This is a genomic window from Sphaerochaeta sp. S2 (genome assembly GCF_016406725.1).
GTDB lineage: Bacteria > Spirochaetota > Spirochaetia > Sphaerochaetales > Sphaerochaetaceae > Sphaerochaeta.
Genome location: NZ_JAEKNT010000304.1, coordinates 1 through 24679 on the forward strand (window position 1 = coordinate 1; position 24679 = coordinate 24679).

A 24679-nucleotide genomic window follows, 5' to 3' on the forward strand; every position below is an offset into this window, starting at 1 on the left:
AGTTAGGACTTACCATGCAAGTACCTACATCTGCTGTTTTCCTTACAGATGGCTCTCCTAGAAAGATTAATCTTGAAGATGGAAGAATTATTGTATTCAAGCGCACCACTGCTAAAAATTTATCCTTTCATAATCCAACACTGCAATTGCTTGTTGCAAGTATAAAAGAAATTGGTAACGGTAATATTACTCCCGAACACAGAGAAATTATTCAAGGTATCCTTTCAACATTACATGAAGAAGAATTGAAGCAAGATCTAATCCTTGCACCTTATTGGGTCAGAGAGCTAATTCTACATGAAATGAATACAATACATGAATCTCAAAGACCTAACAAAACAAGAACGAATTGATATCCAATCTTTTATCTCCGAAACTTTCCCAGACATGCCTTTTTCCACAAGACCCTTCACAGTAAAGATTGTTCCCGCCGAACGAACCTTTCTTGAAAAGGCCTTCCTTCTCCATGAAGAATTCCATAAGCCAACTAGTGAAATGCGTACAAATCGGAGGAGTCGCCATTTATATGACCTTGAAAAAATGATGGATACCCCAATAGCTCACAAGGCGATTCAAGATAGAAACCTTTATAATCTCAAATTCCCGTCTCAGTTATAACTAGACAATATGAAGTGACCTCCCAGTTTGCAAATCGTGGATTCACCTTGCATACTGGGAATAAGAAAACAACTTAAACCGTATGCGGCTACCGCATGCAAATGGAGGTCACTATGAATACTGTAATCAACATTGGTATCGATGTCCACAAGGACAGCTACTCGCTGAGTGCTTTTACTTTCAACAATCGCCAGTGCTTCGGTCAGACACGAATTGCTAGTAAGAGTTCACTGGTTATCAAGTACGTCAATCGTATGAAACAGGAACATCAGGATGCTCAGGTTGTCTGCGGTTATGAGGCGGGGCCCACCGGGTACGGCTTGTACCGGGATCTGGAGAAAGCTGGTATTCCCTGTGCTATCATGGCACCAACCACCATGCCTAAAGCATCTGGGAGCAAGGTGAAAAATGATCGTCTTGATGCACAGGACATAGCGAAACATCTTGCCTTTGGAACCTACAGCTCGGTGCATGTCCCTACTGCCCAGGATGAATCAGTGAAGAATTTCACTCGGCTACGAAATACCCGAAAGACAGCTCTGAAGAAAGCAAAGCAGAATCTCCTGTCATTCCTTCTCCGCTGCGACAGATCCTTCAATGAAGGAAAGACTCACTGGACCAAAATTCACTTCACCTGGCTCAAACAGCAGAAATTCGACAACTGGGTAGATCAGGAAACCTTCAACGAGTATCTTCAGGAAGTACATGATCAGATGGAGAAAGTAGCTCGGTATGATCAGCGAATCGAAGAACTCGCAAGCATGGATTGCTATCGCGAGAATGTGAGGAAGCTGTGCTGCTTCAGAGGTATTGAGACCCACACCGCCCTTTCTCTTATCTCAGAGATCGGGGACTTTTCCCGTTTCCTAAATGCAAGGCAGTTCTCCGCCTTCCTCGGGCTTGTTCCCAGTGAGGAGAGCAGCGGGCAGAAAGAGCGGCGTGGAGCAATCACAAAAGCAGGGAATACACGCTTGCGACTGCTACTCATAGAAGGGGCAAAGTCGACACTCCGGAGTAATATCTACGGCAAGAAGTCAAAACGGCTCCTTGCCCGACATAAAGGAAATCCCCCTGACGTCATTGCCTATGCTGACCGTGCCAACCGGAGATTACACAAGTCCTACGACAGACTGACGGCAAGAGGTGTTCACCACAACAAAGCCACTGTTGCTGTAGCTCGTGAGATGGCCTGTTTCGTGTGGGGTATGATGAATGACAGAATGGACTGAGAAACACCTGTTCAAGTAATTGGGATAACCGTATGAAAGGGATTGATAGACAGGATCATCGGGCAACGATCCTGCTATCTTCGAAAATCCTATGTTGACACCCCTTAGGTGGTGATTCACGTTACTAGACAGAAAGAGCTGTAGGCGGACCATTGGCCTGTGGTAGCCAATCCACGTATATCAGAATGGTCAGATGCCGAACACTGATATCCTGTCTATCAATCCCTTCTCTCTTCGATGATGGAGTTAGAAAACGAAGAAAGTATTGCGAAATATTGCTTGACAAAGGTCACATCATATCAGGATTTGAATAATTCTTTTAAATAGTTGCAGATAATGGCAGAAAGTACGTGATAAAAGCATCAATCATAGATATAACCCAAATTCCCGCTAAATTATAACTATAATACCAATAATTCTTTGGCGTATTAGAAGATATATCATTCCAAGACATTGACTTTTGCTCAAAACATAGCTACAATAAAAGCTATGAAAAAAGCAGGGAACACTATACTAAGACCGAGTTTTGGACAGGAGATTAAAAAATAAATCCGTATTTGCACAGTGTTGATAAATCCCCATTGAAACAGAGGAAAGCAAAGACATATACTGTGGCTGTAATTTGTGAAGACAGTTGGCTGGATAGTTGCGATGTGGTAGTCCCTATCTGGCCTCTGTCTTCTCACAAAGGACTACCACATGAAGAAAATCAGATCGAAATCCAGGAGGAAGACCCCCTGGTCCGACATGCCTGAAGCCACAGCACTTCAAGCATTTATCGATGAGAGCAATCAGGACAATTATCACAGGAAGCATCCCGTCATCTCTGATACCGGCGAGGTTGGGCTACTTAACTCGCTGGAGGTACAGGAATGCAGGCACTGCAGAAGCCCCGCCATCCAGAGATTTGGCTTTACCCCCAACGGGGTTCGCAGGTTCAGGTGCAAGGATTGCGTGCGGACTTTCAATGCCTTGGCCAACACAATCTTCGATTCCCATAAGCTACCGCTTACTGAATGGCTTGACTTCTTGCTCTCCATATTTGGGTACGGTAGCTTCAGCCTGACATCAAAGAGCAACCGAAATGCCTATACAACTACAAGATACTGGATGGAAAAGGTCTTCCTGGTATTGAGGGAATACCAAGGTACCCTGGTACTGTCAGGTGAGGTTGAGCTTGATGAGACCTTCTACAAGGTTCGGAATTCCGACATAAAGAGAAGGGACGATGGCAAAGAGTACCGGGGTTTGTCCCGCAACCAGATCTGTATCGGCATTGCCTGCGACCAAAGCAGCGACATCTGCTTTGTGGAAGGAGAGGGAAAACCAACCAAGCAGGGAACACTGGACACATTTGCATCTCACATCAAGCCGGAATCTACCATGAGGCATGACATGGAACAAGCACACGGGCCTTTGGTAGAAGCTCTTAGGCTCAGGAGCATCGTGTATGATTCGAGACAGATCAAGCAGTTGCCTGATTCCGAGAATCCGCTGAACAGGATCAACCAATACTGCAGGATGCTGAAACTCTTTCTTGCCTCCCACTCAGGATTCATCAGGTATGACCTACAGGACTATCTGAACTTATTCTGCTTTGTCATGAACCACCCCAAGGACAAACACGAGAAGGTCGAAAAGTTCATGGGCATGGCAGTGGACTGCCGTGTTTTGCATAGATACAGGGGGTAAAACCTCAATTCATGCAGTATATTGCGGATTCCTATCAACACTGTGCAAGTAACGTTTTATTATTTTTACTTCTTTCTTTCAACTTATGCGGAAAAAGAGTAAGACAAAGAATACGAGGAACCTTTATTCTTCAATCTATCTTTTATTTGTTTTTATTATAAGTAATTAATCGCCCTAATTATATTCTTCATTTCTGCACTATCATCAACTACTCATCTGCATAACCTTGACTATCCTCAGAAAAGGACGTATGAATATATGCGAATACATTAGAGGTATTATGTTAGAATTCTATACGCCGTCCCTCGCGGACAAACACCTGTTTCCTGATCACAGCAAGCACCTTGCCTATGAATATTACTACTCGTATGTTGCACTCTGGGCAGATGCAATTGGCATCACCATCTGCAAGACAGATACTGCCTTGTATATGCATCTTGAAGAGGACGATTGTTTCCTGCTTCCTATCACCGACGACCTTCCTTCTGCAATGCAGGAACTTGAAGAGCACTGCAGGGAAACCGGACAGCGCTTTCTCCTGGAATGTGTACCCAACGAAGAAGCTGAACAGCTGAAAGCGATGGGTTACCAGACTGAGCATGTCAGGAACCTCGATGACTATCTTTACGAGAGTGAGAAGCTCATCAAGCTCTCCGGCAAGAAGTTGCAGAGCAAGCGCAATCATATCAACCAATTCGAGAAGCATTACACCTATTCAGTACGTCCCTTGAACACCAAGGAACTGCGTGATGAGTGTTACAAGATGGCTTCCACCACCTGGCTTGACGGCAAGGATTGCACAACCAAGGAGATCAGGGATGAACTGGGAGCACTCAAACGAGCTCTCGATGGTTGGGATGAACTCAATTTCAAAGGGATACTTGTCTGTGTAGACCACAACCTCACCGCATTTACCATCGGGGAGATCATTGATGAGGAAATGGCCATCGTACACTTTGAGAAGGCCGATACTTCCTACAAGGGAATTTACTCAGTCATCAACCAGCTCTTCGTCAGTGAATATCTCTCGGATGTTCATTATGTGAACAGGCAAGAGGATGCCGGTATTGCTGGACTCAGGAAGGCAAAACTCTCCTACAAACCCGACCTTATGGTCGAAAAGTACCGGGTGACAAAAAAGCCATGATCATAGAACGTGCAAAACCCAGTGACTACCAGGAACTCAAGAAACTCTGGCTCATCGTATTCGACGAAGAGCCAACCTTCCTGGAGCACTTCTTTGCAACGCGAATCTCCTATCAGGACATCTTTGTCGTTCGAAAGGACGACAAGCTGGTCAGTGCACTGCATGCACTCCCCCTGTATTATCACAAACAGGGGGAGGAACATCCAACAAGCTACATCGTTGGAGCTGCGACCTACAAGGAATACCGAAGGCGGGGAATCATGGGAAAGCTCCTGGAAGCAACCAGGGAAGCCTATGACCACCCCATCACACTCTTCCCTGCTGTCAGGCCTTTCTATGAGGCAAATGGCTATTTCACCACCTCCAGTGTGCTCTCCTTCTCCCTCGAAGCAGAAATCAGGGAGAGAGAGAATCTTGCCGTCCAGCATACCTACCAGAATCTGGATGCAATCTACCGAGAAGCTACCAGTGAAGAGGGTGCCCTCCTACGTGATGAAGAGGCATGGTCCTTCCTCACCGACGGCTATGAAGTACTCTCTGTGGAGGGCGGCTACGCCTTTATCAGCGAGGGTAAGGCTGTAGAGACCATGGTCCTGAGCAGTGATGCTGCTTCCATCATGCTCTCCCTTCTTAAGGAAAGAGGAATCACTGAGGTACACACACTCGCCTCTTCCCCACTTGCCAACTTAATTGGGAGAGAAAAAGGAGTGCCCATCCCGATGGGGATGAGCACCTCAAAAGAACTACAAGGTGTGTATATAGCCGAGCAGTATTAACGGACAACGCTCTCGAAATGTTGTGTCCAGGTATCTCCCTTGTCATTTTTCACCTGTAAGGTAAAGGGGATAACGGTCCCTGAGGGAGCATCAGAGGCGATGACGAAACGGAAGGTGTTGTTCTCCCCACGTACCTGTTGCTTATCGCTGGTTGCCCAACGGCTGTTGTTGGTACTCATCAACCCGGCATCCAATGAACCAAGATAGATTTCATCAGAGAGAATACGTACGTACTCGCTCTCACTGCTCAGTGTTGCACGAAGCCCTGCAAGGTCGACTGTCCCGGTATTGGCATAGGAGAAGCCCATGCTCATCTGGGTATTGGTGGGAAGGGCATCCTTGTCATAATAGAGAACGGTGATATCCTCAATGGCAAGCTGCTTCCAAAGCGCCTCGAAGTAACCACCCTTTCCTACCTTCTCATAGGAGGATGGGTCAGTGATCAAGGTGCCGGTGCTCTTGTCATACCAACCTGCAAATATGGCTGATACATCATCGGCTACCGGGGTGGGAACCTCAACATCCTCACTTTCAATGAATACATCGGTCCCACTGAGTGGATCAACAAAGCGAACCCCTTCCTGATAGATGGCATAGAGGGTCTGGTTGGTATTGCTCATCTTGATCGTCTCTCCCGCTTGGTAGGTGACCTCATCAGGAGTCACTCCCCAACCGGCCAACACACCAAGGCGAGCTGAATTCATCCTCATCTGTCCGCTGGATGGCAAGACAACCTCACTGCCAGGGATCTTGCGAATCTGCTGCCGATAGCTGTAGCGATAGTTCTCTCCCTCAGAGGAGAAGTCCAAGGTAAGGGTTGGACGATAGTACGGACTATGCTCATACAACCATGCCGCATATTCACTTTTCTTTGGCTCATCAAGTCCCAGAACCTGCTCAAGGAGATAATCACTGGTTCTCTGGTCCATACGATAGGTGGACAGCAGGCTCAGATGCTCACGAGCTTCATAGTATGCTTCCTTGTCCCCTTTTGACCGAGCCTCATACAAGCGCTTACGAGCCTGCTCTGCCTCATTGGCAATTGCCTCATTGAGTTTATCATACGACTTGCTGATCTCCTCAAGACTCTGGCTGCTTAGGTCCTTGCTCTGGATAGTTGCATACTGCTCCTCTGCTGTCGGGGTCGCAGCTACAGCAATCATCCCAACGGTAAGCATAATGGTCATCAATACAACTACACGTATTCGCTTCATAGGATTTCCTCCTCCCATCTGCATAATCTGTTGTTTCTACCTATTGTAATAACAACACCAGAGGGGGATGGCAACCAGGGAGATGAAATCTTCATACACTCTTTAATTCTGTGAAGAAATGTGAAGTACCACCCTTCGCCCTGAATAACTAAGCAGGCCGTCCTCCACCAGGGATGCAAACTCCCTGCTAAGCGAGGTACGAGCAAATCCCAAACGCTCTGCAAGTTCTTTCTTTGAAGTTGGAAGCAGGACAGTATTGCTTCCTTGGATTACCGACAGGTTCTGCAGATAGGCAAGCAGACTCTCACGCAGGCTTTGTGCCGAGAGCTTGGTGACCGTCATGCTTAACTCATGGGCACGGTCGCTCACCAGTTCAAGCAAGGAGGAGAGGAACTCCACCCTTGCCTCACAGAGGTCAATCACCAGTGCCTTGGGAAGATGCAGCACTGCCGAATCATCATCACTGACAACTGTCATCGGGTAGTGGTTGTACCGGCTGAAAAGCAGGGTTGCGCCCCATACATCCCCTGGTTCCAGTACCCTGACCTTGAAAACCTTCCCCTCCTCATCAACACTCTGGATAGAGATCTTCCCCGCTACCACCACATCGAGCGTGGTACACACCTGTCCATGCAGATAGAGCATCTGACCCTTGGAGTAGGAACTGAGCTTTGCCCTGCCTTCCCTGAAAAGGGAGGAGAGTACTTCCGCATCGAACCCATCAAACAGAGAAAGATTTTCAAGCGAAGGAAAGAAATCCATGAAAACCTCCAAAAGTGTAACATACGTAACAGTATAATCGAGAATATTCCGGTATGCTAGGAATACCAAACTTGAAAAGGAGTCAATAATGATTGAAACAGTATACACCTACACCAAAACCGACGAGAAAATCATTGAAAAACTGGTTGGCGATGATCAGGTCATGATCAACCATGTGGTTCTGAACAATGGGGAAGCACTTCCTGAGCACTACAGTGATTCCAATGTCTATCTCACCATAGCACGAGGAACACTCTCAACCACCTTCAACGACCAAGAAGCACACTACTACCAGGGTGCAATCGTGAACGTTCCGGCAAACACCAAGATGAACATTGCAAACACCAACGATGAACCGGTTGAGTTCTTCATTGTAAAAGCACCCCACCCAAGGGTATACAAGGAACAATAAGCCATGAAGAAAACCATCCAGCGGACAGTACAGGTTCTTTTTCTCGGACTCTTCCTCTTTCTGCTCATCAGGGGCAAGGTACAGGTGTGGATGGGAATCTTCCTTCTTTCGCTTGTTCTCTCCCTCTTCTTCTCCCGGTTCTACTGTGGATGGATCTGTCCCATAAACACCCTCCTCAAGCCGATCACCTTCCTGAAAAAGAAGTTTCGTGTGGGCAGTATAAAGACACCTGCCTTCCTCAAGAATGGTGTGCTGAGGATCCTGCTGTTGGTTGCCTTCCTGGCACTCATGGTTTTCACCTTACGCTCAGGCAAACAACTGCCTGTGCTCCCAGCACTAGTGGCCATTGGAGTCTTCCTCTCGCTCTTCTTTGAAGAAGAACTCTGGCATCATTGGCTTTGTCCCTACGGAACCATCCTTTCTCTCCCCAGCAGGGCAGCTAAGAAGCGGATGGTGATCGATCCTGATCTTTGCACCAACTGTGGCAGGTGCAAGCGGGTCTGTCCCTCGGGGGCAATCGTAAAGGAAGAGAAACATCGCATCATCAAGAACGAGTGCCTGGTCTGCCATGAGTGTGAGCGGGTATGCACAAAGGGAGCTATCAGTTACAAATAAATCATAACCATAGTCTAGGTGTGAATAGATCAACAGGGAGAGCAAATGCTCTCCCTGTTGTTGTACAGCCTTCTTAGTAGTGTGGAATGTTAATGCTTCTCTTTACGGAAGCAGAGGAACCAGTCAAGGCAGTATTGATTCTCATCCTTGCTTTCCATCCGCTCCTTGGCGGTACCGCATGAACCTGGGGTGGGGATGATGACATCCTGCCCTGGTCTCCAGTTTGCCGGAGTAGCGATATGCTCCTTGTCAGCCTTCTGCAAAGCCATCACAACACGCTTGATCTCATCAAAGTTACGGCCAGTGGAGGCAGGATAGTACATAATGGTTCTCACCACACCTTCACCATCGATGATGAATACAGCACGAACTGCCTGGGTGGAGGATTGTGACTGGACCATGCCATACTTCTTGGCAACGTCCATCTTGATATCCTCGATTACAGGGAACTTGACCTCAATGTTCTTCATCCCATTCCATTCCAGCTCCTGAATCTTTCTCAACCAAGCAATATGCGCATAAAGGGAGTCGATGGAGAGACCGATAAGCTCAGTATTCATCGCCTTGAACTCATCTGCCATGGAGGCAAAGGTCATGAACTCAGTGGTACAGACAGGGGTAAAATCAGCGGGATGGCTGAAAAGGATTACCCATTTCCCCTTATAATCCTCGGGAAAATTGATATCACCCTGGGTGGTCACTGCGTGAAAAGCGGGGGCCTTGTCTCCAATCAAAGGAAGTGTTGCATTATTCTGTACTTCGTCCATTTCTGAAATCTCCTTGGTACGTGATAGGTTTGTTGTATGCAATAATAGTAATCATTCTCATTAATAATATCAAGTACTTATTGATACTTATTTTTATTAATAACAAACTGTATCTTTATTTCCCTTGGAAACAATACATTCATGATAATTCTTTCCAATCTGCTCTTTATTCGTCATTAATTCCTTGTCATTTTAGCTAACTCATTAGTAGAATTGCAGTACCTATATGCGCAAGAGCAAACGAGTAAGTATTCGAGGCAGTTTCATCGTTGGCCTGCTTCTTATCTGTGTAACCCTGATCTTCATTGGGTACCTAAAGAACAGACTGACATCCCAAGCGGTTGAAACCAATCGCTTGGTTACCCATACCTATAAAGTCATCACAGAAACCAATGCGCTGAAACGTACATTCCAAAACATCCGCATCAATGAACGTGGGTACCTGCTTACTGGAGACCGCTCCTACATGGAAAGCATCGGGGTCAGCACCTACTCCTTCGACCAACGCCTCATGAAACTAAGGATTCTTCTGAAGGAAAATGCTGAGCAGAAGAGACGCCTTGACCTCCTGAAAATTACCTTTGACACGTTGATCAATGAAAGTGTCCAACCTCTCTTGCAGTATCGCCAACCCATTCTTGAAGATTCAACATTCTTAACCGAGCAGGAAGAAATCTTGGAACTCTTTGAACATAGCGAAACCATCTCCAAGACATTGGAGCAAATTCTCAATGACATAGAAAGTGAAGAGTATGCACTGCTGGAAATGCGTCAGAGAGACGTCGAACGTTGGTCTGACATTGACCAGAAGGTCACCTTCCTTGGACCGGTACTGGTCATTATCATTGCCTTCCTTTCCGGGATTGGGGCGATCAACAGGCTGGATGCCTACCAGAGGCAACAAGAGAGAGACCAGAGGGAGCTGAGAGAGGCACGCGACCGATTTGCCAGTATCATCAAGGGTTCCAATCTAGGATCGTGGGAATGGAACCTCAGCGATGACACCATTAAGATCAATGACATGTGGGCAGAGATGCTCGGCTACACAAGAGCAGAGCTTGAGCCCACCACCATTGATACCTTTTCCCGCTTTGTTCACCCTGAGGACCTTGAAAGGGCCATGAAGCTGCTTGCTGAACACCGACTCGGCAAGAGTGAATTCTATAGTTGCGATCTTAGAATGCAACACAAGGATGGCCATTGGATATGGGTCTTCGATCGTGGACAAGTGATAAGCCGCGATGAGAATGGGAAGGCCCTGCTCATGAGCGGAACCCACGCAGACATTACTGAGCGTGTCCTCCAGGCAGAAGCATTGGAGCAAAGCGAAGAAGAGAGCAGAAGACTCTTTGAGGCAATGAACCAAGGCTTCGCATACTGCCAGATTCTCCTTGATGAGAAAGAAACCCCCAATGACTACCGTATCCTCAGGGTAAACAAGAACTTTGAGACACAGACCGGCCTCATCCCTGAGCTTTCGGTTGGGAAGAGAATCACAGAGCTCTTACCGCATGTAGAGCCTTACTGGTTCACTCACAATGGGGAGGTGGCGCTTACGGGGAAGCCACAAACATTTGAGGCCTTCAACAGTGACTTGAACCGACTCTTCAGGATCTCTTCATTCAGCCCTTCATATGGCTACTTCGCTATGATCATCGATGACATCACTGCCCAAAAGCAGATGGAAAAACAATTATACTTTGAGAAAACCCTGTTCGAAACCACACTACTCTCGGTTGGTGATGGTGTTATTTCCACCGATGCAGAGGGGAAAGTTCAATTCATGAACAAGGTAGCTGAAAAGCTCACTGGCTGGCAGGCAGATGAAGCAAAAGGCCGGCCATTTGAAGAGGTATTCAAGATTCTCTGCGGCAGTGACCGCCACCCTTGTCAGAATCCAGTGAAACAGGTACTGGAGACCAAGAGACAGGTTGAACTGGACGAGGATACCATCCTCATCGCACGCGATGGGGACGAGCGTTTCATCAACGACAGCGCAGCCCCCATTCTCAGCGCCTCCCAGAACGTTACCGGTGTTGTCCTTGTCTTCAGGGACAGTACCACCCAACGGATCAAGCAGGATGAGATCCGGACGCTGAGTGTGACCGATCCCCTGACCACGCTCCCCAACCGGCGCTACTATGAGCAAGCAAAAGAGGAGTTGGATGAAGAGCCCTACTACCCGCTTACCTTGGTACTTGCCGATGTAAACGGGCTCAAGCTTACCAATGATGCTTTTGGGCATGAGGCTGGTGATGAGCTGCTACGCAAGGTCTCTGAAATCATGCGCAAGACCTGCAGGGATGATGATATTGTCAGCAGGATTGGTGGTGATGAGTTCGTACTTCTGCTTCCACAAACAGATGCTCTTCATGCACAGGCCATCGTAAAACGTATCAACAACGCTTTGGAGAAAGAGAAAATCAGGGGAATCCAGCTCTCTGTCTCCTTTGGCTATGCGGTAAAGGAAAAGAACAAGGAGAGCTACGAGGACGCTTTCAAGGTTGCAGAGGACTCAATGTACCGCAACAAGCTCAAGGAGAGCATGACCTTCAAGAAACAGGTGATAGAGACCCTGCTCTCCAGACTGTTTGAGCAGGAGGAAGGAGCAGAAGAACATAGCAATCTGGTTGCTTCCTTGACGAGTGCGTTTGCTGAGGTGCTTGGATATCGTGAGGAAGAGGTCAAGAATCTCAGACTTGCAGGGCTGTACCATGACCTAGGCAAGATTGCCATTACTCCCTCCATTCTCTCCAAACCGAGAAATGAGCTCAGCCGGACCCAGGTTATGGAATTGCAAAGACATGCTGAGATTGGATACAATATCCTTCGCTCTGTTGGGGAGTATGCCCCCTTTGCAGAAGCAGTATTGCATCATCACGAAAAGTGGGATGGTAGTGGATATCCACAGAGCCTGAAACAGGAAGAGATTCCAGAGAGTGCCCAAATCCTTGCCATTGCAAACACCTATGCAGACAATCTTCCCTCATTGGGTTTGAAAAAGACCATTGCATTCATGCAAGAACGGGCAAATACCTATTTCAGCCCAGTGCTGCTTGAAACATTCATAACCAAGGTAGTAAAGGCTTGATCCTGACGGAAAAGTGAGCACTTTTATGATTGGCTCTCCTTGGTTACACTACCCGTTTGATATGTTTTCTGTGTTGAACCATAGATCAGACCAACCACAACAAGCAGAATTCCCGAAATGATCAACAGCCACTCCACAGGTACCCTGTCAGCCAGGGGGCCGAAGAGCAAGATTCCCAGCGGTATTGCACTGCCACTGAGCAGCTGTACAATGGAGAACACCCTTCCCATCTTGTCTTCATCGGTTATCTCCTGGATCATGACAATCTCAGCAGAATTCAAGACGGGAACAAAGATACCGCCAAGTCCAAGGATTATGAGGTAGAGAAGGAATGTGGGAGCAACTCCCAGAAGGGCAAAACTTACCCCGAAGGCAACCAAGGAGAGTGCGATGGCACGAACCTTATTGGAAAAGGACCCCTTCAGGGAGATGATCAGGCCACCCAACAAGGTACCCGCAGTCCACACCATCTCATTTGCGGTAAGGAACCATACCTCACTACCAAAGCTTCGTTCCACCAACAAGGGAGTCAGTATTGCTGCAGGGGTGATAAGGAAGAAGGAGAAACCATAACAGATCAGGAGATTACGCAAGAGAACATTGTTGAATGTGTAGGAAAGCCCCTTCTTGATATCCTGGATCATACTGGTTCCTTCCTCCGACCGCTTCCTTGCCCCCACCTTGATGAAGGAGAAAGTCACCACTGCAAAGACAGCAGTGACAACATCGAGTAAGAGTGTCCAGGTAAGGTCAAACAATCCAAGCATCATGCCACCAACGGCAGGAGAGAGGAGCAACAGCACTGAATTGATGCTCTGGTTAACCCCTTGGATTCGAACAAGATGTTCTTCACTGACCAATTGGGGGATGATGGCATTCACCGCAGGTGTCTGTACCCCGCTGCCGAGTGACCGCACGACCGAAACAGCGAGCAGGGCTGTGATCGACTTTGCCCCAGTGGCATAGAAAAGGGCTAGACCCAGCGTAGCAATGGCAATGAAACTGTCAGAGAGCATGATCAGGTGCTTACGGTTGTAACGGTCTGCCCACACCCCGCTGGAAAGACTGATTAGGAGATGGGGAACCATCTGGGCAAGGGTGGCATACATCAGGAACACTCCTGATGAGGTCTCAAGGGTGATGTACCAGATAATGGCATATCCAACAACTGAAGAGCCAAACAATGAAAGATTTTGGCTGATCAGGAAGAGGACAACGGATGGAGTAAATAAAGCGTTGTTGCTTTTTTGTTTCATTGTAGTACCACAGATATATATAAGAACAGGGAATAGAAACTCCCTACCGGCTCTAGCACTGTAACGAGCCATGTAAACTTAGTCCAGTGGTGTACTTCTTATGCGGACACAATTCCGTCCAGCTTTTTTTGCCTCATAGAGGCAGGCATCAGCCTCCCGGTATAGCTCATCAAAACTTGAGGTGATTGCAGACGAGACTCCCAATGAAACAGTCAGACGAATGGAGTGTTGTTCATGGGTGAATATTTGCAGCTCAACATACTTCCTGAGATGTTCGGCACAAGAGATCATCTCATCCCTACTCTTATGGGAACTGAAAATGGCAAACTCCTCACCTCCAAACCTACAGACAATGCAAGATTCGTCAACTTCCTCCTTAAGGATGGAACCAATGGAATGTAGCACAGCATCGCCCGAGCGATGTCCCCACTGGTCGTTTATCTGCTTGAAGTGGTCAAGATCGAAATAGATAAGATGGGATTCCCCTGTGGCTAGAGAAAGCTGCCTCTCCACCTTCTCGATAAATGTCTGCCTGTTATAGAGCCCTGTAAGCCCGTCAATCTCTGCCCGGTGTTGCAGCTCTTCGGCACGTTGTTTCAGCAGGGTAATATCCTGGATCAGGGTAATGGTCCCGATTGTCTCTGTTGCTTTGGAGGTAATCGGATAGAGTTCAGCAAGAAGCGCTCTGCCATCTAATGAAAAGTCAAAGGAGGTTCTTTCGCTTTGTCGCACAGCGTTACCCCATCGAGGAATCTCGAGATATAGTTGCTCCTCAATCAAATCCATATCTGTTCCTAGAAGCTCTTTTGCTGCTGGGTTCATATCCACGACATGCCCTTCCCCATCACAGATGACAATGCCCTCCCCAAGAAACCGAAACGCCTGTTCCCTTGCCAAGGGGGCCAGCTTGAGCAGATCAAAACGATAGATTCCAAGAAGCAGGAGAAGCCCAGAGAGGGCAAAGACGCCACTGATGGGTAATATCTGGAGGAACTGCTCATTGCTCACTACCTTTGCCATGGCATACAAGAAGGGAATCACCATACCCAGCAACAATATGTATGCTTGTTTTCTCATGGAGGTGCTGGTGGTAACAACAAAAACAATCACCAAAACAAGAGAAAAAACCATGAGAAAGAAGTTGCCTGAAATCAGAAATTTTGCAAGCACCGTGGTCTCAACCACCAGCGTTGAAAACTGGGAAGAGGTGACCAAGGAGACCGAGTGACGAATCCAGTGGTGCAGGAAATCTGTCCCTACCAAGATGATGCCGACTCCTTGGTAGATATAGAGTATCCTCCCGATCTGTTTTTGTTTCTCTCTCCAATATCCTGTATATGCCAAAGAGAACAACAAGGTGGCAACAGGAGTATAGAATACGCCAATTTGGCAAATATTACGCCATAGTACTTTGAAGAAAAAGGTATAGCTGACCATCTCGGCGAACGAGGTCAGCGACCAGATAAGCATAAAGAGAACGGCAATGAGCAACTCGCTTGCTGCTCGCTTACTTCGCACCCTCCAAACTGCAATAAGCACTCCTAGAAGCATGCCAATGGAAAGCAGATTGAAGAATAGGACAGGAAAGCTAAGCATGCACAACTCCTTGCGATTCTCTGCATTGTACCAGAGAATATTGGAGAAATCAGCAGAAAGAACCTAGCTAATAAGCCAATTCATTGCCTTTTCTTCCTCATCCGTGAAATAGATTTCCTTCCCCTTATTACTTTCCAGGATAAACGATCGCAAGCTTGAGCTACATCCTGAAGAGAAGTCCCCAACAATGGCAAGCCGCATCTGGTAGGTCACAAATTTCTGGAGCACATCACCGGCAATCTTCGTGCTCAAATCGAAGAACTCAGGGTGTATATCCTTCTTGCCTACAACCATCCTACTGCATCCAGTCCCATAACGAACGTTTGCCATCAAATCCAAGGCTGAATCAACATCTGAGAAGAGCATCTCTTCACTGGAAACCTTGGCGACCTCGATTCCATTCCTTTTTACATATTCAATCTGCATAGCTACCTACGTTCTCCTTGCAGGAATCTTACCATGACATAGGCATCCCCTCTCTCTTCAGCGACAAGGAAGTCCAGACTTTGGTAAAGCCTGTAAGCCCTACTCTCTTTCTGCACAGAAAGTGATACCTTCCCGTATCCTGCATGCAACAGAACCTGACACATCTCCTCAATAAGCTGTCTCCCGAGGCCCCTGTTACGGAAAGGCTCCTCTATTGCAATACACAGCTCAGGAGTCTCACTGGTAAAGTACCCATATCCAGGGTCCTGGGAATCAAACAACCGTACCCAAACAGCACCAACCACCTTATCCTGGACTTCTGCTACCAATGCGTAATCTCCATCCCTGCCGAAATCCTGGATATAGTGGCTTAGTGATGGATCTTCCAGAACCGATAGTGGTGGAGGGGCCTCACCTTCGGCTATATAGATGGCTTCATACAAGAAATGCCCAAGCAACGGGTACTCTCTCCTCCAAAGTGGGCGGATTGAAAGCACATGCTTCAGCGAAGCTATTACCTGTAAGTTTGCACTATGGGGATGCATATCAACACCTTGAATGACCTCTACCTGGTAGAATCCGTTTTGAACCAAGTACTGTAGGTCCCTTTTTAAGGTACGCTCCTGCCTGCTGAGATAGATAATACGCCCTGGATTGATAGTAAGAACAGAGTCCAGAAGAGAGCGTTCACACCCCTCTTCAGATGGAGAGAGGAAGAGTGTATTACAGCGCTGCCCCCGTTTTGCAAGTTGACGAAGATGTTTCTCGTTGTTCCCCACAAAACGCTCTACATGCTCAATGCCATTGAGAGCAGCCTCATCACAATAAGGAGTAAACTCCTGGAGTAGATAACTCTGACTTGCTCCTTCTCTCATAGAGAGCAGGGTAAGTATGCCATGGGTAGTACAGCAGTCGATCACAATATCCCCATCCTGCACCTGGGCAAGCTCCATCACCTTCATATAGAGCACCTCTGCCTGGGATGGGCAGGAGGGAAAATCAGATGAGGGGGGAAGCGAAAATTTCAGAGAGCAAAGGGAATCCTCGATCGCTGAACGTCCCCAGAATGTACTGGGTTTACACTCCCCGTCACTCAGAACTATTCCAACGATCTCAGTATGTTCCCGTCTCAATGCATAGAGGAAAGAGGAAAAAGTGGACTCTATTCGCTCAGGAAGCGTAAAGCACAGCAACACCTGCTCCTGATTGCTCCTGATACGCAGTGTCAGCTTAGTTGCAGGGAAAGAGGTATCAATACCATGGGTAGAGGCAAGACGATTGATACTCCTCAGTATCCGCTCAGCCAAGGGATGCCTCAGCATACATGCCCTCAAGGCAATGAATTGATTCTGTCTCGTACTGATTAACCCGGATGCAAATTTCCCACGCCAGTCCAGTCCGAAGTGGACCTCCACATAGTGGAGGAACCCTTCCATCTGCTGCATCCCAATTACAGGCTCCACACACGAGGCAAGCTCTGCAAACTGGGTACGCAAGTATGCACTCTGCAATTCCAGCTGCTTATGATACGGGTGTTCCATGAGTGGACAGTGACCGCAGACACGAAGCGCGGGACATTTGGCATAGGTTTCCATACTCCCTACGGTGCGGGTAAAAACGATGTTTGTCAATTGTGTTTGTCCACTCTCTTTGGTATGCTTAATCTATGAAATACGTACGATTCAAACACCAAGAAGAGGTCTCCTATGGCCTCCTTAGCGATACCACCATCAAGGTGCTCGAGGGTTCACCCTTTACGAGCTACAGAGAAACCAGTGAGAAGCTCTCCTTGGAGGAGGTAGAATTGCTTACTCCCTGTGACTATTCCAAAGCCATCTGCATTGGCTTGAACTATAGTGACCATGCCAAGGAGTTCCAACTTCCCATTCCAACCGAACCGGTTGTGTTCATGAAGCCCTCCACAGCCGCGCTTGCTCCAAACAAGGAGATCATCTACCCAGAAATGAGCAACCGCCTTGACTATGAAGCAGAGCTTGCCGTGGTAATAGGGAAGAAAGCTCGTTATGTATCAGAAGCAGATGCATCATCTTACATACTTGGCTACACGTGTGCCAACGATATTACTGCCCGGGACCTGCAACCAAAGCAGGGACAATGGACCGTGGCAAAGAGTTTTGACACCTTCTGCCCCTTTGGACCGTTTATCAGCGATGAGGTCGATCCAGCAAACCTTGTTATTGAGAGCAGGGTCAATGGGAGGACCATGCAGAAGTCCAATACCAGCAACTTGATCTTCTCCGTCCCCTTCCTGGTGAGCTACCTATCTAGAATCATGACCTTGCTCCCTGGAGACATCATTCTTACCGGTACACCGGGAGGAATCAGCGGCATGCACAAGGGAGATACGGTGGAGATACTGATCGAAGGACTGGGAGTGCTTCGCAACACCATAGCATGAAGAAAGAGCTGGGGAAAAACCTCAGCTCATTTCTGTTTATACCTATCCCTATTGTATAGTTGCTTCCAACTCACCACCGGAGAAGGAGACAAGAGTCCCCTTCTCTGTTTTTTCCAACGATCCCATTGAGATTTTTTCAACACTCTGTTCGTTGTGCAGGAACACAGCCCAAGGGCCCAAGTTCCCTTTTGCTTTCACACCGAACACTCCATCTTCATGAACAATCGTACACGTTGCAACGACTTCCCCCTTCGCGTTATATATCTGAGATTCAGCACTCCTGCCTTCATCCAGTGCAAAGAGGTGAAAGGTAACATCGCGAGCGAAATCATAATCGCATGACTGCGTTTCCTTTCCAACGGGAATGAGTGAGTTAGGACGTGCAAAGAGCGGTAAACTGAAGTAGTCATATGTCTCCTTGAGATACCTCCCTCCTCTTACCTCTTTCCCACTCAGAAGATGGGTCCACCTGCCCTCTGGCAGATAGTAGGAAGCTGTGCTGAGTTCATTGAAAATGGGAGCAACCAATAGACTGTCGCCTAACAAATACTGTCGATCAAGATAGATGCATGCCGGGTCATCCGGGAATTCAAGCATCATGGAGCGCATCATGGGTATACCCTCCTGATGCGTCTTGTTTGCCATTGCATAGAGGTATGGCATCAGCGTGCATTTCAGTTCTACAAAATGCCGCAGCACCTCACAAGCTTCCTCTCCAAAATCCCAAGGGACACGATAGGACTCATTGCCATGCAATCGGCTATGAGATGAGAGCAGCCCAAAGGCCACCCAACGCTTGAAAAGATCAGGTGTGGCAGTCTGCTCAAACCCTCCAATATCATGACTCCAGTATCCGAAACCTGACAGTGACAGCGACAAGCCTCCTCTCAGGCTCTCTGCCATTGATTCATAGGTAGCTGAGCAATCACCTCCCCAATGCACGGGGAACTTCTGACCACCGACCGTTGCAGAGCGGGCAAAGACCAATGCTTCTCCTTTCCCACGTTTCTCTTCCAACAACGAAAAAACTGCCTCGTTATAGAGATAGGTGTAGTAGTTGTGCATCTTCTCAGGGCCACTTCCGTCGTAATACACAACCTCGGTTGGAATACGTTCGCCAAAGTCAGTCTTGAATGTATCGACGCCCATATCCAACAAACTCTCCAACTTACTGCGGTACCAGGTGGAAGCCTCTGGATTGGTGAAATCCACCAAACCCATTCCTGCCTGCCAGCGGTCCCACTGCCAGATACCGCCATCTCTCTTCTTTACCAGATAACCATGTTCCATCCCTTCGCTGAACATCACCGATTTCTGGGCTACATAGGGATTGATCCATACACAGACCTTCAACCCTCTCTCATGCAGGCCTTTCAGCATCTTCTCAGGATCGGGGAACTGCCTGTCATCCCAGGTAAAGTCCACCCACTGGAACTCACGCATCCAAAAACAATCAAAATGGAAAACCTGGAGAGGAATCTTCCTCTCAGCCATGCCATCAATGAAATGGTGCACGGTCTTCTCATCGTAATCAGTGACAAATGAAGTACTCAGCCATAGGCCAAAAGACCAAGGGGGTACAAGTGCAGGTCTTCCGCTCAACTGGGTATACCGCCTGAGGACTTCCTTGCCAGTATTGCCAGCGATCAGGTAGTAATCCAGGCACTCACCGGGTACTGAGAACTGCACAGAAGTAACAACCTCACTCCCTACCTCGAAGGATACCTTACCAGGATTGGCTACCAGTACTCCATATCCATTTGAAGAGAGATAAAAAGGAATATTCTTATAGGCTTGTTCGCTGCTTGTTCCCCCATCCTCGTTCCAGATATCAACCACCTGTCCATTCTTGACAAATGGAGTAAAACGCTCCCCCAGCCCATAGATTGCCTCACCGACCGAGAGATTGAGATAGTCACTCTGGTAAGTTTTTCCGTCATCAGACTGAAAATGTCCACTGAGTTTTCCAGGAGAAGAGGTCAGATACCGGCCATCATCCTGGTAGGTCAGATCACAAGGGCCGGAGAGGGGAATGGTTGCCTGTAAAGAACCAGCGTTCACCGAAAGCTGCCCATCCTGCTCCTCTTCATAGGTAAGTGCTGCAGGATCGTCCTCCAATAGCTCAAAGAAGGGACCATCGTTTCTTGCCCCCTTGTAATGGTAGGTGCGGATATGCAGAACCCCTTCCATGGGACTGCTGAGCTCAGTCGTGATCACAGGGGTGTTCAGTGTTGCTCCCCGAAACTCAATCGGCTTGACAGCTGCATAGATTGCTATCTTCCCATCCAACTTCTGGATATCAACAATCTCCCGTTTGGGTAGATGCCGGATGTGTTTTTGTATATTCCAGTACCCGTCTCTGAATTTCATAATATATCTCCCTATTTCTCGGTTTTAATCAGGTCTTGACCGCGCCTGCCACCATTCCCTTGATGATGTACCGTTGCAAGCTCAGATAGAAAATAATGGCTGGAAGAATGGTCAGGAGAACCCCTGCCATCGCATAGTTCCAATCGACTTTATAGAGGCCAAAGAAGTTATATGCAGCCAATTGCAGTGTCAGTGATTTCTTCGAGCCACTGAGCACGAGCAAGGGAAGCAAGAAGTCATTCCACATCCACATGGTGTTGATGACAACAACCGAGACCGTAACCGGCTGTAACAGCGGGAAAATTATCTGAAAGAATGCCCTAAGTGGGGAAGCCCCATCGATCATGGCACAGTCATCCAGTTCCTGGGGCACCGATTTAACCGCTCCATGATACATAAACAGAGCAAGAGAAGCACCAAGACCCCAATACAAGACACCCAGACCAAGGGGAGATCCTATGAGATGCAGTTCCTTGGCGACTTTAACCAAGGAGATCATGAATGAGTGAAATGGTATCATCATGGGGGCAATAAGCACCATGAAAATGACAAAACTGTAGCGTGTTTTCGTCCTGCTGAGACGATACCCTGCAAGAGAGCTCACCAATACCACTCCACACACCCCAACAACCGTAGCAATCAGCGTATTAAGGAAGTACTGAGGGTAGTTCATGATACGAAAAGCATTGGTGAAGTTTTCAAATACAAGTCGGGTGGGAAGAGCCAGTACATTACTGGTGATTTCACTAAAGGTCTTGAACGAGTTGATCAAAACCAAGAACAAGGGATACAGATATCCCAATGCGATGATACTGAGCACCACGGTGGTAAGAGAGGATGCAAGAGACCTGCGCTTTTTCATACTTCAACCTCCCTTTGCTTGAACATCCTGACCTGGAAGAGTGAAAGGATAAGAATGATCAGGAAGAGAATGACCGATTTGGCAGTACCATACCCAAAGCGATTGATCACGAACGCTGTACGATAGATATCCAAGGCAATGGTGGTCGTGGAATTCCCTGGCCCACCGTTGGTTAGGCTGAATATAACATCGAAGGCTTTCAAGCCATTTGAGAGTGAGTGGAAAACACTCACCGTGATAGAGGGCATGATAAGTGGCAACGTAACCCTGAAGAACCGGCCTACCGCTGAAGCACCATCAATCATGGCAGCCTCGATAAGATCGCGGGGAACCGTCTGTAATCCAGCAATATATACCACCAGATAGAAGCCCAGGGAGTGCCACACAGAGACCATCAGGACGCTGAAGTAGACCAACTTCACATCCCCAAGCCAACTGAACATGAAAAATTCCAAACCAGTAATCTGGTAGAAAGACTCAAATCCGGCAGAGAAGATAAATCGCCAGATATATCCGATGATGATCAGGCTTATGATATTCGGCACGTAGTATGCTGCCCGCAAGGTATTCTTTCCCTTCAGGTCACTATCCAGAAGGACTGCAAGCAAGAGTGCAGTGATATTCGTTACAATCACCGACCCCAGTGTCAGGCGAAGGGTAAACCCAAAGGCCTTCCACATATCCAGGTCATCAAGTATCAATTCCTTGTAGTTCTCCAATCCGATGAAGGTCTGGGCTCGATCCAGCCCATTCCATTTGGTGAAGGAAGAGAACACACTCATAAGAAAAGGAATCTCAACAGAAATGAGTATCGCAACCAGGGCTGGCAGGGTAAATCCGGTAAAAACCATAGCCCTGGAGAGTTGTTTTCGCTTCAATGGTGTCATGTTGTATACCTAGTGGCCGGAAGGAGAACCCTCCGGCCAGTGTCGATGATAAGCTTCTCTAGAAAGCTGCCTTGGCAATCTTGGTATAGGCAGCATCAAGTGCATCCAAGGTCTCTGCACGGTCAGTCAGGCCTGCACAATATCCCTGGAAAATGGCACCAAGCTGTTGCTCGGTTCCGGTTGGGAACATCTGGTAGAACCAGGGGTATCCTGGAACTCCTTCACCCAGCATCGCGGTTGTGGACTCAGCAATCTGGGAGTCAGGAGCTGCTGCACCCTTGATCGGGGACAATTGCTTGACCTGACCAGGGATCCAGTTTCTTCCATACTCACTCGTGGTAAGCCACTCTAGCCAAGCAAGGGATTCCTCAAGATTCTCCCCATCCTTGGCAATACGGATTGTCTGGTTGGAATCAAACATAAGACCAGCAGTCTCTGCATTGTTTCCGGTAGGCCCAACCAAGAAACCAAGTTCCACTTCAGGATTGGTCTTTCTAATTGAGTCCTCAGCCCAGTTACCTTGGTGAATCATTGCTACCTTGCCGGTTGCAAGGGCAGAGGTCTGGTCATTGAAGTCTGATTCATTAGGCTTGGGACCACCATACTCACCAATAAGGTCAAGAAGGTCAAAAACTTGACTCATCTCGGGGATATCCTTGAACTTGAGCTTGCCGGTATTCAGCATGCTTACAAAGTTCTCATATCCGCCATAGTTCTCAACAGGAACGTTTGCAATGGCCTGCCATGCAGTCTGGGGAAGAACCCAGAACTCCTTGAAGCCGGTTGCAAAGGGCTGTACGCCATTTGCCTGCAATTTCTTTGCTACGGCCTCGAACTCATCCAACGTCCTTGGGAGTGTGGTAATTCCGTTCTCCTCAAATACCTGTTTGTTATAGATGAAGGAGTGGGATTGCACAAGGAATGGATAGCCAAGCACCCTGCCATCAACCGTGACACCCTGCAGAGCAGAAGGTTCCAACTCCTGGATGAACGCTTCATCGGTCAAGTCATAGACATAGTCCTTATACGTTGAGTTGTCTGCATAGGCGCTACTCATGAAGATATCAGGGACATCCCCACTATTCAGTCGACTGGTCAACACTGAACGATAATCGGTCTGAAGGACAGTGATATCCAGGGTAACACCGGTTTCTGCCTTATACGCAGCTACCATGTCATTGTACTGCTCTGCCAGCTCTGGGCTGTAGAAGAGAACGTTAAGAGTCGGGGGTCCGGCTTTTTCTTCCTGTCCTGCTGCAGTGAGCGGGGAGAAAGCAAGAAGCAGGACCAAGAGTGTGAACAACAATTTTTTCATGAAAATCTCCTTTTTTGGTTCCAAGGTCCCAATACTATGGTATGTTATACGTATAACACACGAATATATGGTTGTCAACAAAATCATTCTCGTGCGAATATGAGGAAATCATTTTCCAAATCCGGGGAGCTATGGGCCTTACACAGAAAGAAATTGCACGGAATCTGGGAATTTCCTACATGACGGTAAACCGTGCATTGAACAACAATGGGTATGTCTCAAAAGAACTGCGGGAGAAAATTCTCTCCTATGCAAATGAGATGGGCTATGAACCCCATCGAGCAAGCCAGGTACTGGTAAGAAACACAACCAGAACCATTGCACTCTTTTCCTCCTCTCTTCCTGAGTATTTTTGGGAAGAGGTGGATAAGGGAGTGCGAGCAGCTGCAGCACAGTTGAGAGCGTTCAACTATGAAGTGCACTACCATAGGATCCCAGAGCTCGACACTGATGCCTACCTTAGGGAGTTGGAGAGAGAGATCAATCGGGGTGTCGATGGGATAGCAGTGGTCAATCAACGTAAGTACCGCATGGGTACCATTCTTCACAGGATTGAGGAAGCTGGAATTCCCTATGTCACCTTCAATGTCGATGCCCCTAAAACCAAACGTCTCTGCTACATCGGCTCAGACTACCAGGCAGGGGGCAGACTTGCTGCTGACTTCATTGCAAGAACCCTTCAGCTTTCACCCAAGAAAGAGGTACTTGTTCTGCAATGTAATGAGGAGCTGTACTCACTTCATAAGGAGCCCGATATCAACAAGATGCGTCTTGAAGGGTTTCTCTCCCTCATGCGATCGGTCTTTCCTGAGATCACGGTACATGTAGAGTATTTCGATACCCGTTTACAGGTGGGATACAAGGACAACCAAATCCTGAATCTGGTTCAACAGTACAGAGACAAGGTACAAGCGATGTACCTCATCCCTGCTTTCAACACAGACTTTGTCAGAGCCTTGGAAACCACCCAAACAAAGGGAATGATCACGGTCCTGCATGACCTGGACACTGTCTCCATCCACCAACTGCAAACAAGGCTACTCTCAGCAGTAATACACCAGAGCCCTACCCTTCAAGGATATTACACAGTAAAAACATTGGAGCAGATCATTGAACAGAAAGTCGCAAAACCACTTCCTACTGTAGAGATCGACCATAACCTTGTCCTTACCGAAAACAGGGACCTAATCCAAGGAATCCTTGCAACTCGACTGATGCACTAAAT

Annotated in this window: 22 protein-coding genes; 11 read left to right on the top strand and 11 right to left on the bottom strand. The window is 47.7% G+C overall.

Going from position 1 to position 24679, the window contains the following annotated elements; all coding sequences use genetic code 11:
* From JF818_RS08845 to JF818_RS08870, 6 genes are all read left to right on the top strand, one after another.
* The coding region (locus JF818_RS08845; protein ID WP_233066939.1) for a DUF6088 family protein at positions 1-353 on the top strand (353 nt) is incomplete at its 5' end.
* Positions 354-387: 34 nt separating this feature from the next.
* Positions 388-618, top strand: coding sequence for a nucleotidyl transferase AbiEii/AbiGii toxin family protein (locus tag JF818_RS16675; RefSeq protein ID WP_370570320.1), 231 nt, complete (start codon positions 388-390; stop codon positions 616-618).
* Between the two features lie 113 nt (positions 619-731).
* Positions 732-1847 (top strand): IS110 family transposase, encoded by a 1116-nt coding sequence (locus JF818_RS08855; protein WP_198891652.1) that lies wholly within the window; start codon positions 732-734, stop codon positions 1845-1847.
* A 699-nt stretch (positions 1848-2546) separates the two neighbouring features.
* Positions 2547-3539 (top strand): IS1595 family transposase, encoded by a 993-nt coding sequence (locus tag JF818_RS08860; protein ID WP_198891653.1) that lies wholly within the window; start codon positions 2547-2549, stop codon positions 3537-3539.
* Between the two features lie 280 nt (positions 3540-3819).
* Complete coding sequence (locus tag JF818_RS08865) at positions 3820-4686, top strand: DUF2156 domain-containing protein (protein ID WP_198891654.1); 867 nt, start codon at positions 3820-3822, stop codon at positions 4684-4686.
* A complete protein-coding gene (locus tag JF818_RS08870) occupies positions 4683-5462 on the top strand; it encodes a GNAT family N-acetyltransferase (RefSeq protein WP_198891655.1) in 780 nt (259 codons plus the stop codon). Before JF818_RS08865 ends, JF818_RS08870 begins: the two co-directional genes overlap by 4 nt.
* Here JF818_RS08870 and JF818_RS08875 read toward each other — a convergent pair.
* Positions 5459-6676 carry a hypothetical protein gene (locus JF818_RS08875; RefSeq protein WP_198891656.1) on the bottom strand — a complete coding sequence of 406 codons (1218 nt, stop codon included), beginning with the start codon at positions 6674-6676 and terminating at the stop codon, positions 5459-5461. The two genes, JF818_RS08870 and JF818_RS08875, sit on opposite strands and share 4 nt — an antisense overlap.
* Before the next feature lie 102 nt (positions 6677-6778).
* Complete coding sequence (locus JF818_RS08880; RefSeq protein ID WP_198891657.1) at positions 6779-7438, bottom strand: Crp/Fnr family transcriptional regulator; 660 nt, start codon at positions 7436-7438, stop codon at positions 6779-6781.
* Positions 7439-7526: 88 nt separating this feature from the next.
* Here JF818_RS08880 and JF818_RS08885 point away from each other — a divergent pair, with 88 nt between their 5' ends.
* Both JF818_RS08885 and JF818_RS08890 read left to right on the top strand, forming a co-directional pair.
* Positions 7527-7850: a cupin domain-containing protein gene (locus tag JF818_RS08885; RefSeq protein ID WP_198891658.1), complete on the top strand. Its 324-nt coding sequence runs from the start codon at positions 7527-7529 to the stop codon at positions 7848-7850.
* 3 nt (positions 7851-7853) lie between these two features.
* Complete coding sequence (locus tag JF818_RS08890; RefSeq protein WP_198891659.1) at positions 7854-8465, top strand: 4Fe-4S binding protein; 612 nt, start codon at positions 7854-7856, stop codon at positions 8463-8465.
* 89 nt (positions 8466-8554) lie between these two features.
* On the opposite strand, the gene JF818_RS08895 is transcribed toward JF818_RS08890, so the two are convergent.
* A complete protein-coding gene (locus JF818_RS08895; RefSeq protein ID WP_198891660.1) occupies positions 8555-9232 on the bottom strand; it encodes a peroxiredoxin in 678 nt (225 codons plus the stop codon).
* 226 nt (positions 9233-9458) lie between these two features.
* Here JF818_RS08895 and JF818_RS08900 point away from each other — a divergent pair, with 226 nt between their 5' ends.
* A complete protein-coding gene (locus JF818_RS08900) occupies positions 9459-12323 on the top strand; it encodes a PAS domain S-box protein (RefSeq protein WP_198891661.1) in 2865 nt (954 codons plus the stop codon).
* A gap of 23 nt (positions 12324-12346) precedes the next feature.
* On the opposite strand, the gene JF818_RS08905 is transcribed toward JF818_RS08900, so the two are convergent.
* From JF818_RS08905 to JF818_RS08920, 4 genes are all read right to left on the bottom strand, one after another.
* Positions 12347-13579, bottom strand: a complete 1233-nt coding sequence (locus tag JF818_RS08905) for an MFS transporter (RefSeq protein WP_198891662.1) — start codon at positions 13577-13579, stop codon at positions 12347-12349.
* Between the two features lie 78 nt (positions 13580-13657).
* Entirely contained in the window at positions 13658-15175 is a 1518-nt protein-coding gene (locus tag JF818_RS08910) for a diguanylate cyclase (RefSeq protein WP_198891663.1), read from the bottom strand.
* 63 nt (positions 15176-15238) lie between these two features.
* The gene (locus tag JF818_RS08915) at positions 15239-15601 is read right to left on the bottom strand and encodes a DUF4180 domain-containing protein (protein WP_198891664.1); all 363 of its coding nucleotides are present in this window, start codon (positions 15599-15601) and stop codon (positions 15239-15241) included.
* 2 nt (positions 15602-15603) lie between these two features.
* The gene (locus tag JF818_RS08920; RefSeq protein WP_198891665.1) at positions 15604-17196 is read right to left on the bottom strand and encodes a GNAT family N-acetyltransferase; all 1593 of its coding nucleotides are present in this window, start codon (positions 17194-17196) and stop codon (positions 15604-15606) included.
* A 71-nt stretch (positions 17197-17267) separates the two neighbouring features.
* Between JF818_RS08920 and JF818_RS08925 the strand changes: the two genes are divergently transcribed.
* Positions 17268-18020: a fumarylacetoacetate hydrolase family protein gene (locus tag JF818_RS08925; protein ID WP_198891666.1), complete on the top strand. Its 753-nt coding sequence runs from the start codon at positions 17268-17270 to the stop codon at positions 18018-18020.
* Positions 18021-18068: 48 nt separating this feature from the next.
* Here the strand turns inward: JF818_RS08925 and yicI are convergent, their stop codons facing one another.
* Genes yicI through JF818_RS08945 form a run of 4 tightly spaced genes read right to left on the bottom strand, consistent with a single transcriptional unit; the run spans position 18069 to position 23454 of the window.
* Entirely contained in the window at positions 18069-20390 is a 2322-nt protein-coding gene (yicI, locus tag JF818_RS08930) for an alpha-xylosidase (protein ID WP_198891667.1), read from the bottom strand.
* Between the two features lie 28 nt (positions 20391-20418).
* Entirely contained in the window at positions 20419-21252 is an 834-nt protein-coding gene (locus JF818_RS08935; protein ID WP_198891668.1) for a carbohydrate ABC transporter permease, read from the bottom strand.
* On the bottom strand, positions 21249-22139 hold the full coding sequence (locus JF818_RS08940) for a carbohydrate ABC transporter permease (RefSeq protein WP_198891669.1): 891 nt from the start codon (positions 22137-22139) through the stop codon (positions 21249-21251). Before JF818_RS08940 ends, JF818_RS08935 begins: the two co-directional genes overlap by 4 nt.
* A 58-nt stretch (positions 22140-22197) precedes the next feature.
* Positions 22198-23454 carry an ABC transporter substrate-binding protein gene (locus JF818_RS08945; RefSeq protein ID WP_198891670.1) on the bottom strand — a complete coding sequence of 419 codons (1257 nt, stop codon included), beginning with the start codon at positions 23452-23454 and terminating at the stop codon, positions 22198-22200.
* 131 nt (positions 23455-23585) lie between these two features.
* Between JF818_RS08945 and JF818_RS08950 the strand changes: the two genes are divergently transcribed.
* Positions 23586-24677 carry a LacI family DNA-binding transcriptional regulator gene (locus tag JF818_RS08950; protein WP_198891671.1) on the top strand — a complete coding sequence of 364 codons (1092 nt, stop codon included), beginning with the start codon at positions 23586-23588 and terminating at the stop codon, positions 24675-24677.
* Positions 24678-24679 lie beyond the last annotated feature (2 nt).

Excerpts from the sequence above, each read along its gene's own strand:
- JF818_RS08885 (WP_198891658.1), top strand. The coding sequence starts at position 7,527 with ATGATTGAAACAGTATACACCTACACCAAAACCGACGAGAAAATCATT.
- JF818_RS08865 (WP_198891654.1), top strand. The coding sequence starts at position 3,820 with ATGTTAGAATTCTATACGCCGTCCCTCGCGGACAAACACCTGTTTCCT.
- JF818_RS08875 (WP_198891656.1), bottom strand. The coding sequence starts at position 6,676 with ATGAAGCGAATACGTGTAGTTGTATTGATGACCATTATGCTTACCGTT.
- JF818_RS08870 (WP_198891655.1), top strand. The coding sequence starts at position 4,683 with ATGATCATAGAACGTGCAAAACCCAGTGACTACCAGGAACTCAAGAAA.
- JF818_RS08920 (WP_198891665.1), bottom strand. The coding sequence starts at position 17,196 with ATGGAAACCTATGCCAAATGTCCCGCGCTTCGTGTCTGCGGTCACTGT.
- JF818_RS08890 (WP_198891659.1), top strand. The coding sequence starts at position 7,854 with ATGAAGAAAACCATCCAGCGGACAGTACAGGTTCTTTTTCTCGGACTC.
- JF818_RS08935 (WP_198891668.1), bottom strand. The coding sequence starts at position 21,252 with ATGAAAAAGCGCAGGTCTCTTGCATCCTCTCTTACCACCGTGGTGCTC.
- JF818_RS08910 (WP_198891663.1), bottom strand. The coding sequence starts at position 15,175 with ATGCTTAGCTTTCCTGTCCTATTCTTCAATCTGCTTTCCATTGGCATG.
- JF818_RS08945 (WP_198891670.1), bottom strand. The coding sequence starts at position 23,454 with ATGAAAAAATTGTTGTTCACACTCTTGGTCCTGCTTCTTGCTTTCTCC.
- JF818_RS08950 (WP_198891671.1), top strand. The coding sequence starts at position 23,586 with ATGGGCCTTACACAGAAAGAAATTGCACGGAATCTGGGAATTTCCTAC.
- JF818_RS08905 (WP_198891662.1), bottom strand. The coding sequence starts at position 13,579 with ATGAAACAAAAAAGCAACAACGCTTTATTTACTCCATCCGTTGTCCTC.
- JF818_RS08940 (WP_198891669.1), bottom strand. The coding sequence starts at position 22,139 with ATGACACCATTGAAGCGAAAACAACTCTCCAGGGCTATGGTTTTTACC.
- JF818_RS08860 (WP_198891653.1), top strand. The coding sequence starts at position 2,547 with ATGAAGAAAATCAGATCGAAATCCAGGAGGAAGACCCCCTGGTCCGAC.
- JF818_RS08925 (WP_198891666.1), top strand. The coding sequence starts at position 17,268 with ATGAAATACGTACGATTCAAACACCAAGAAGAGGTCTCCTATGGCCTC.
- JF818_RS08855 (WP_198891652.1), top strand. The coding sequence starts at position 732 with ATGAATACTGTAATCAACATTGGTATCGATGTCCACAAGGACAGCTAC.
- JF818_RS08895 (WP_198891660.1), bottom strand. The coding sequence starts at position 9,232 with ATGGACGAAGTACAGAATAATGCAACACTTCCTTTGATTGGAGACAAG.
- JF818_RS08880 (WP_198891657.1), bottom strand. The coding sequence starts at position 7,438 with ATGGATTTCTTTCCTTCGCTTGAAAATCTTTCTCTGTTTGATGGGTTC.
- JF818_RS08915 (WP_198891664.1), bottom strand. The coding sequence starts at position 15,601 with ATGCAGATTGAATATGTAAAAAGGAATGGAATCGAGGTCGCCAAGGTT.
- JF818_RS16675 (WP_370570320.1), top strand. The coding sequence starts at position 388 with ATGCCTTTTTCCACAAGACCCTTCACAGTAAAGATTGTTCCCGCCGAA.
- yicI (WP_198891667.1), bottom strand. The coding sequence starts at position 20,390 with ATGAAATTCAGAGACGGGTACTGGAATATACAAAAACACATCCGGCAT.
- JF818_RS08900 (WP_198891661.1), top strand. The coding sequence starts at position 9,459 with ATGCGCAAGAGCAAACGAGTAAGTATTCGAGGCAGTTTCATCGTTGGC.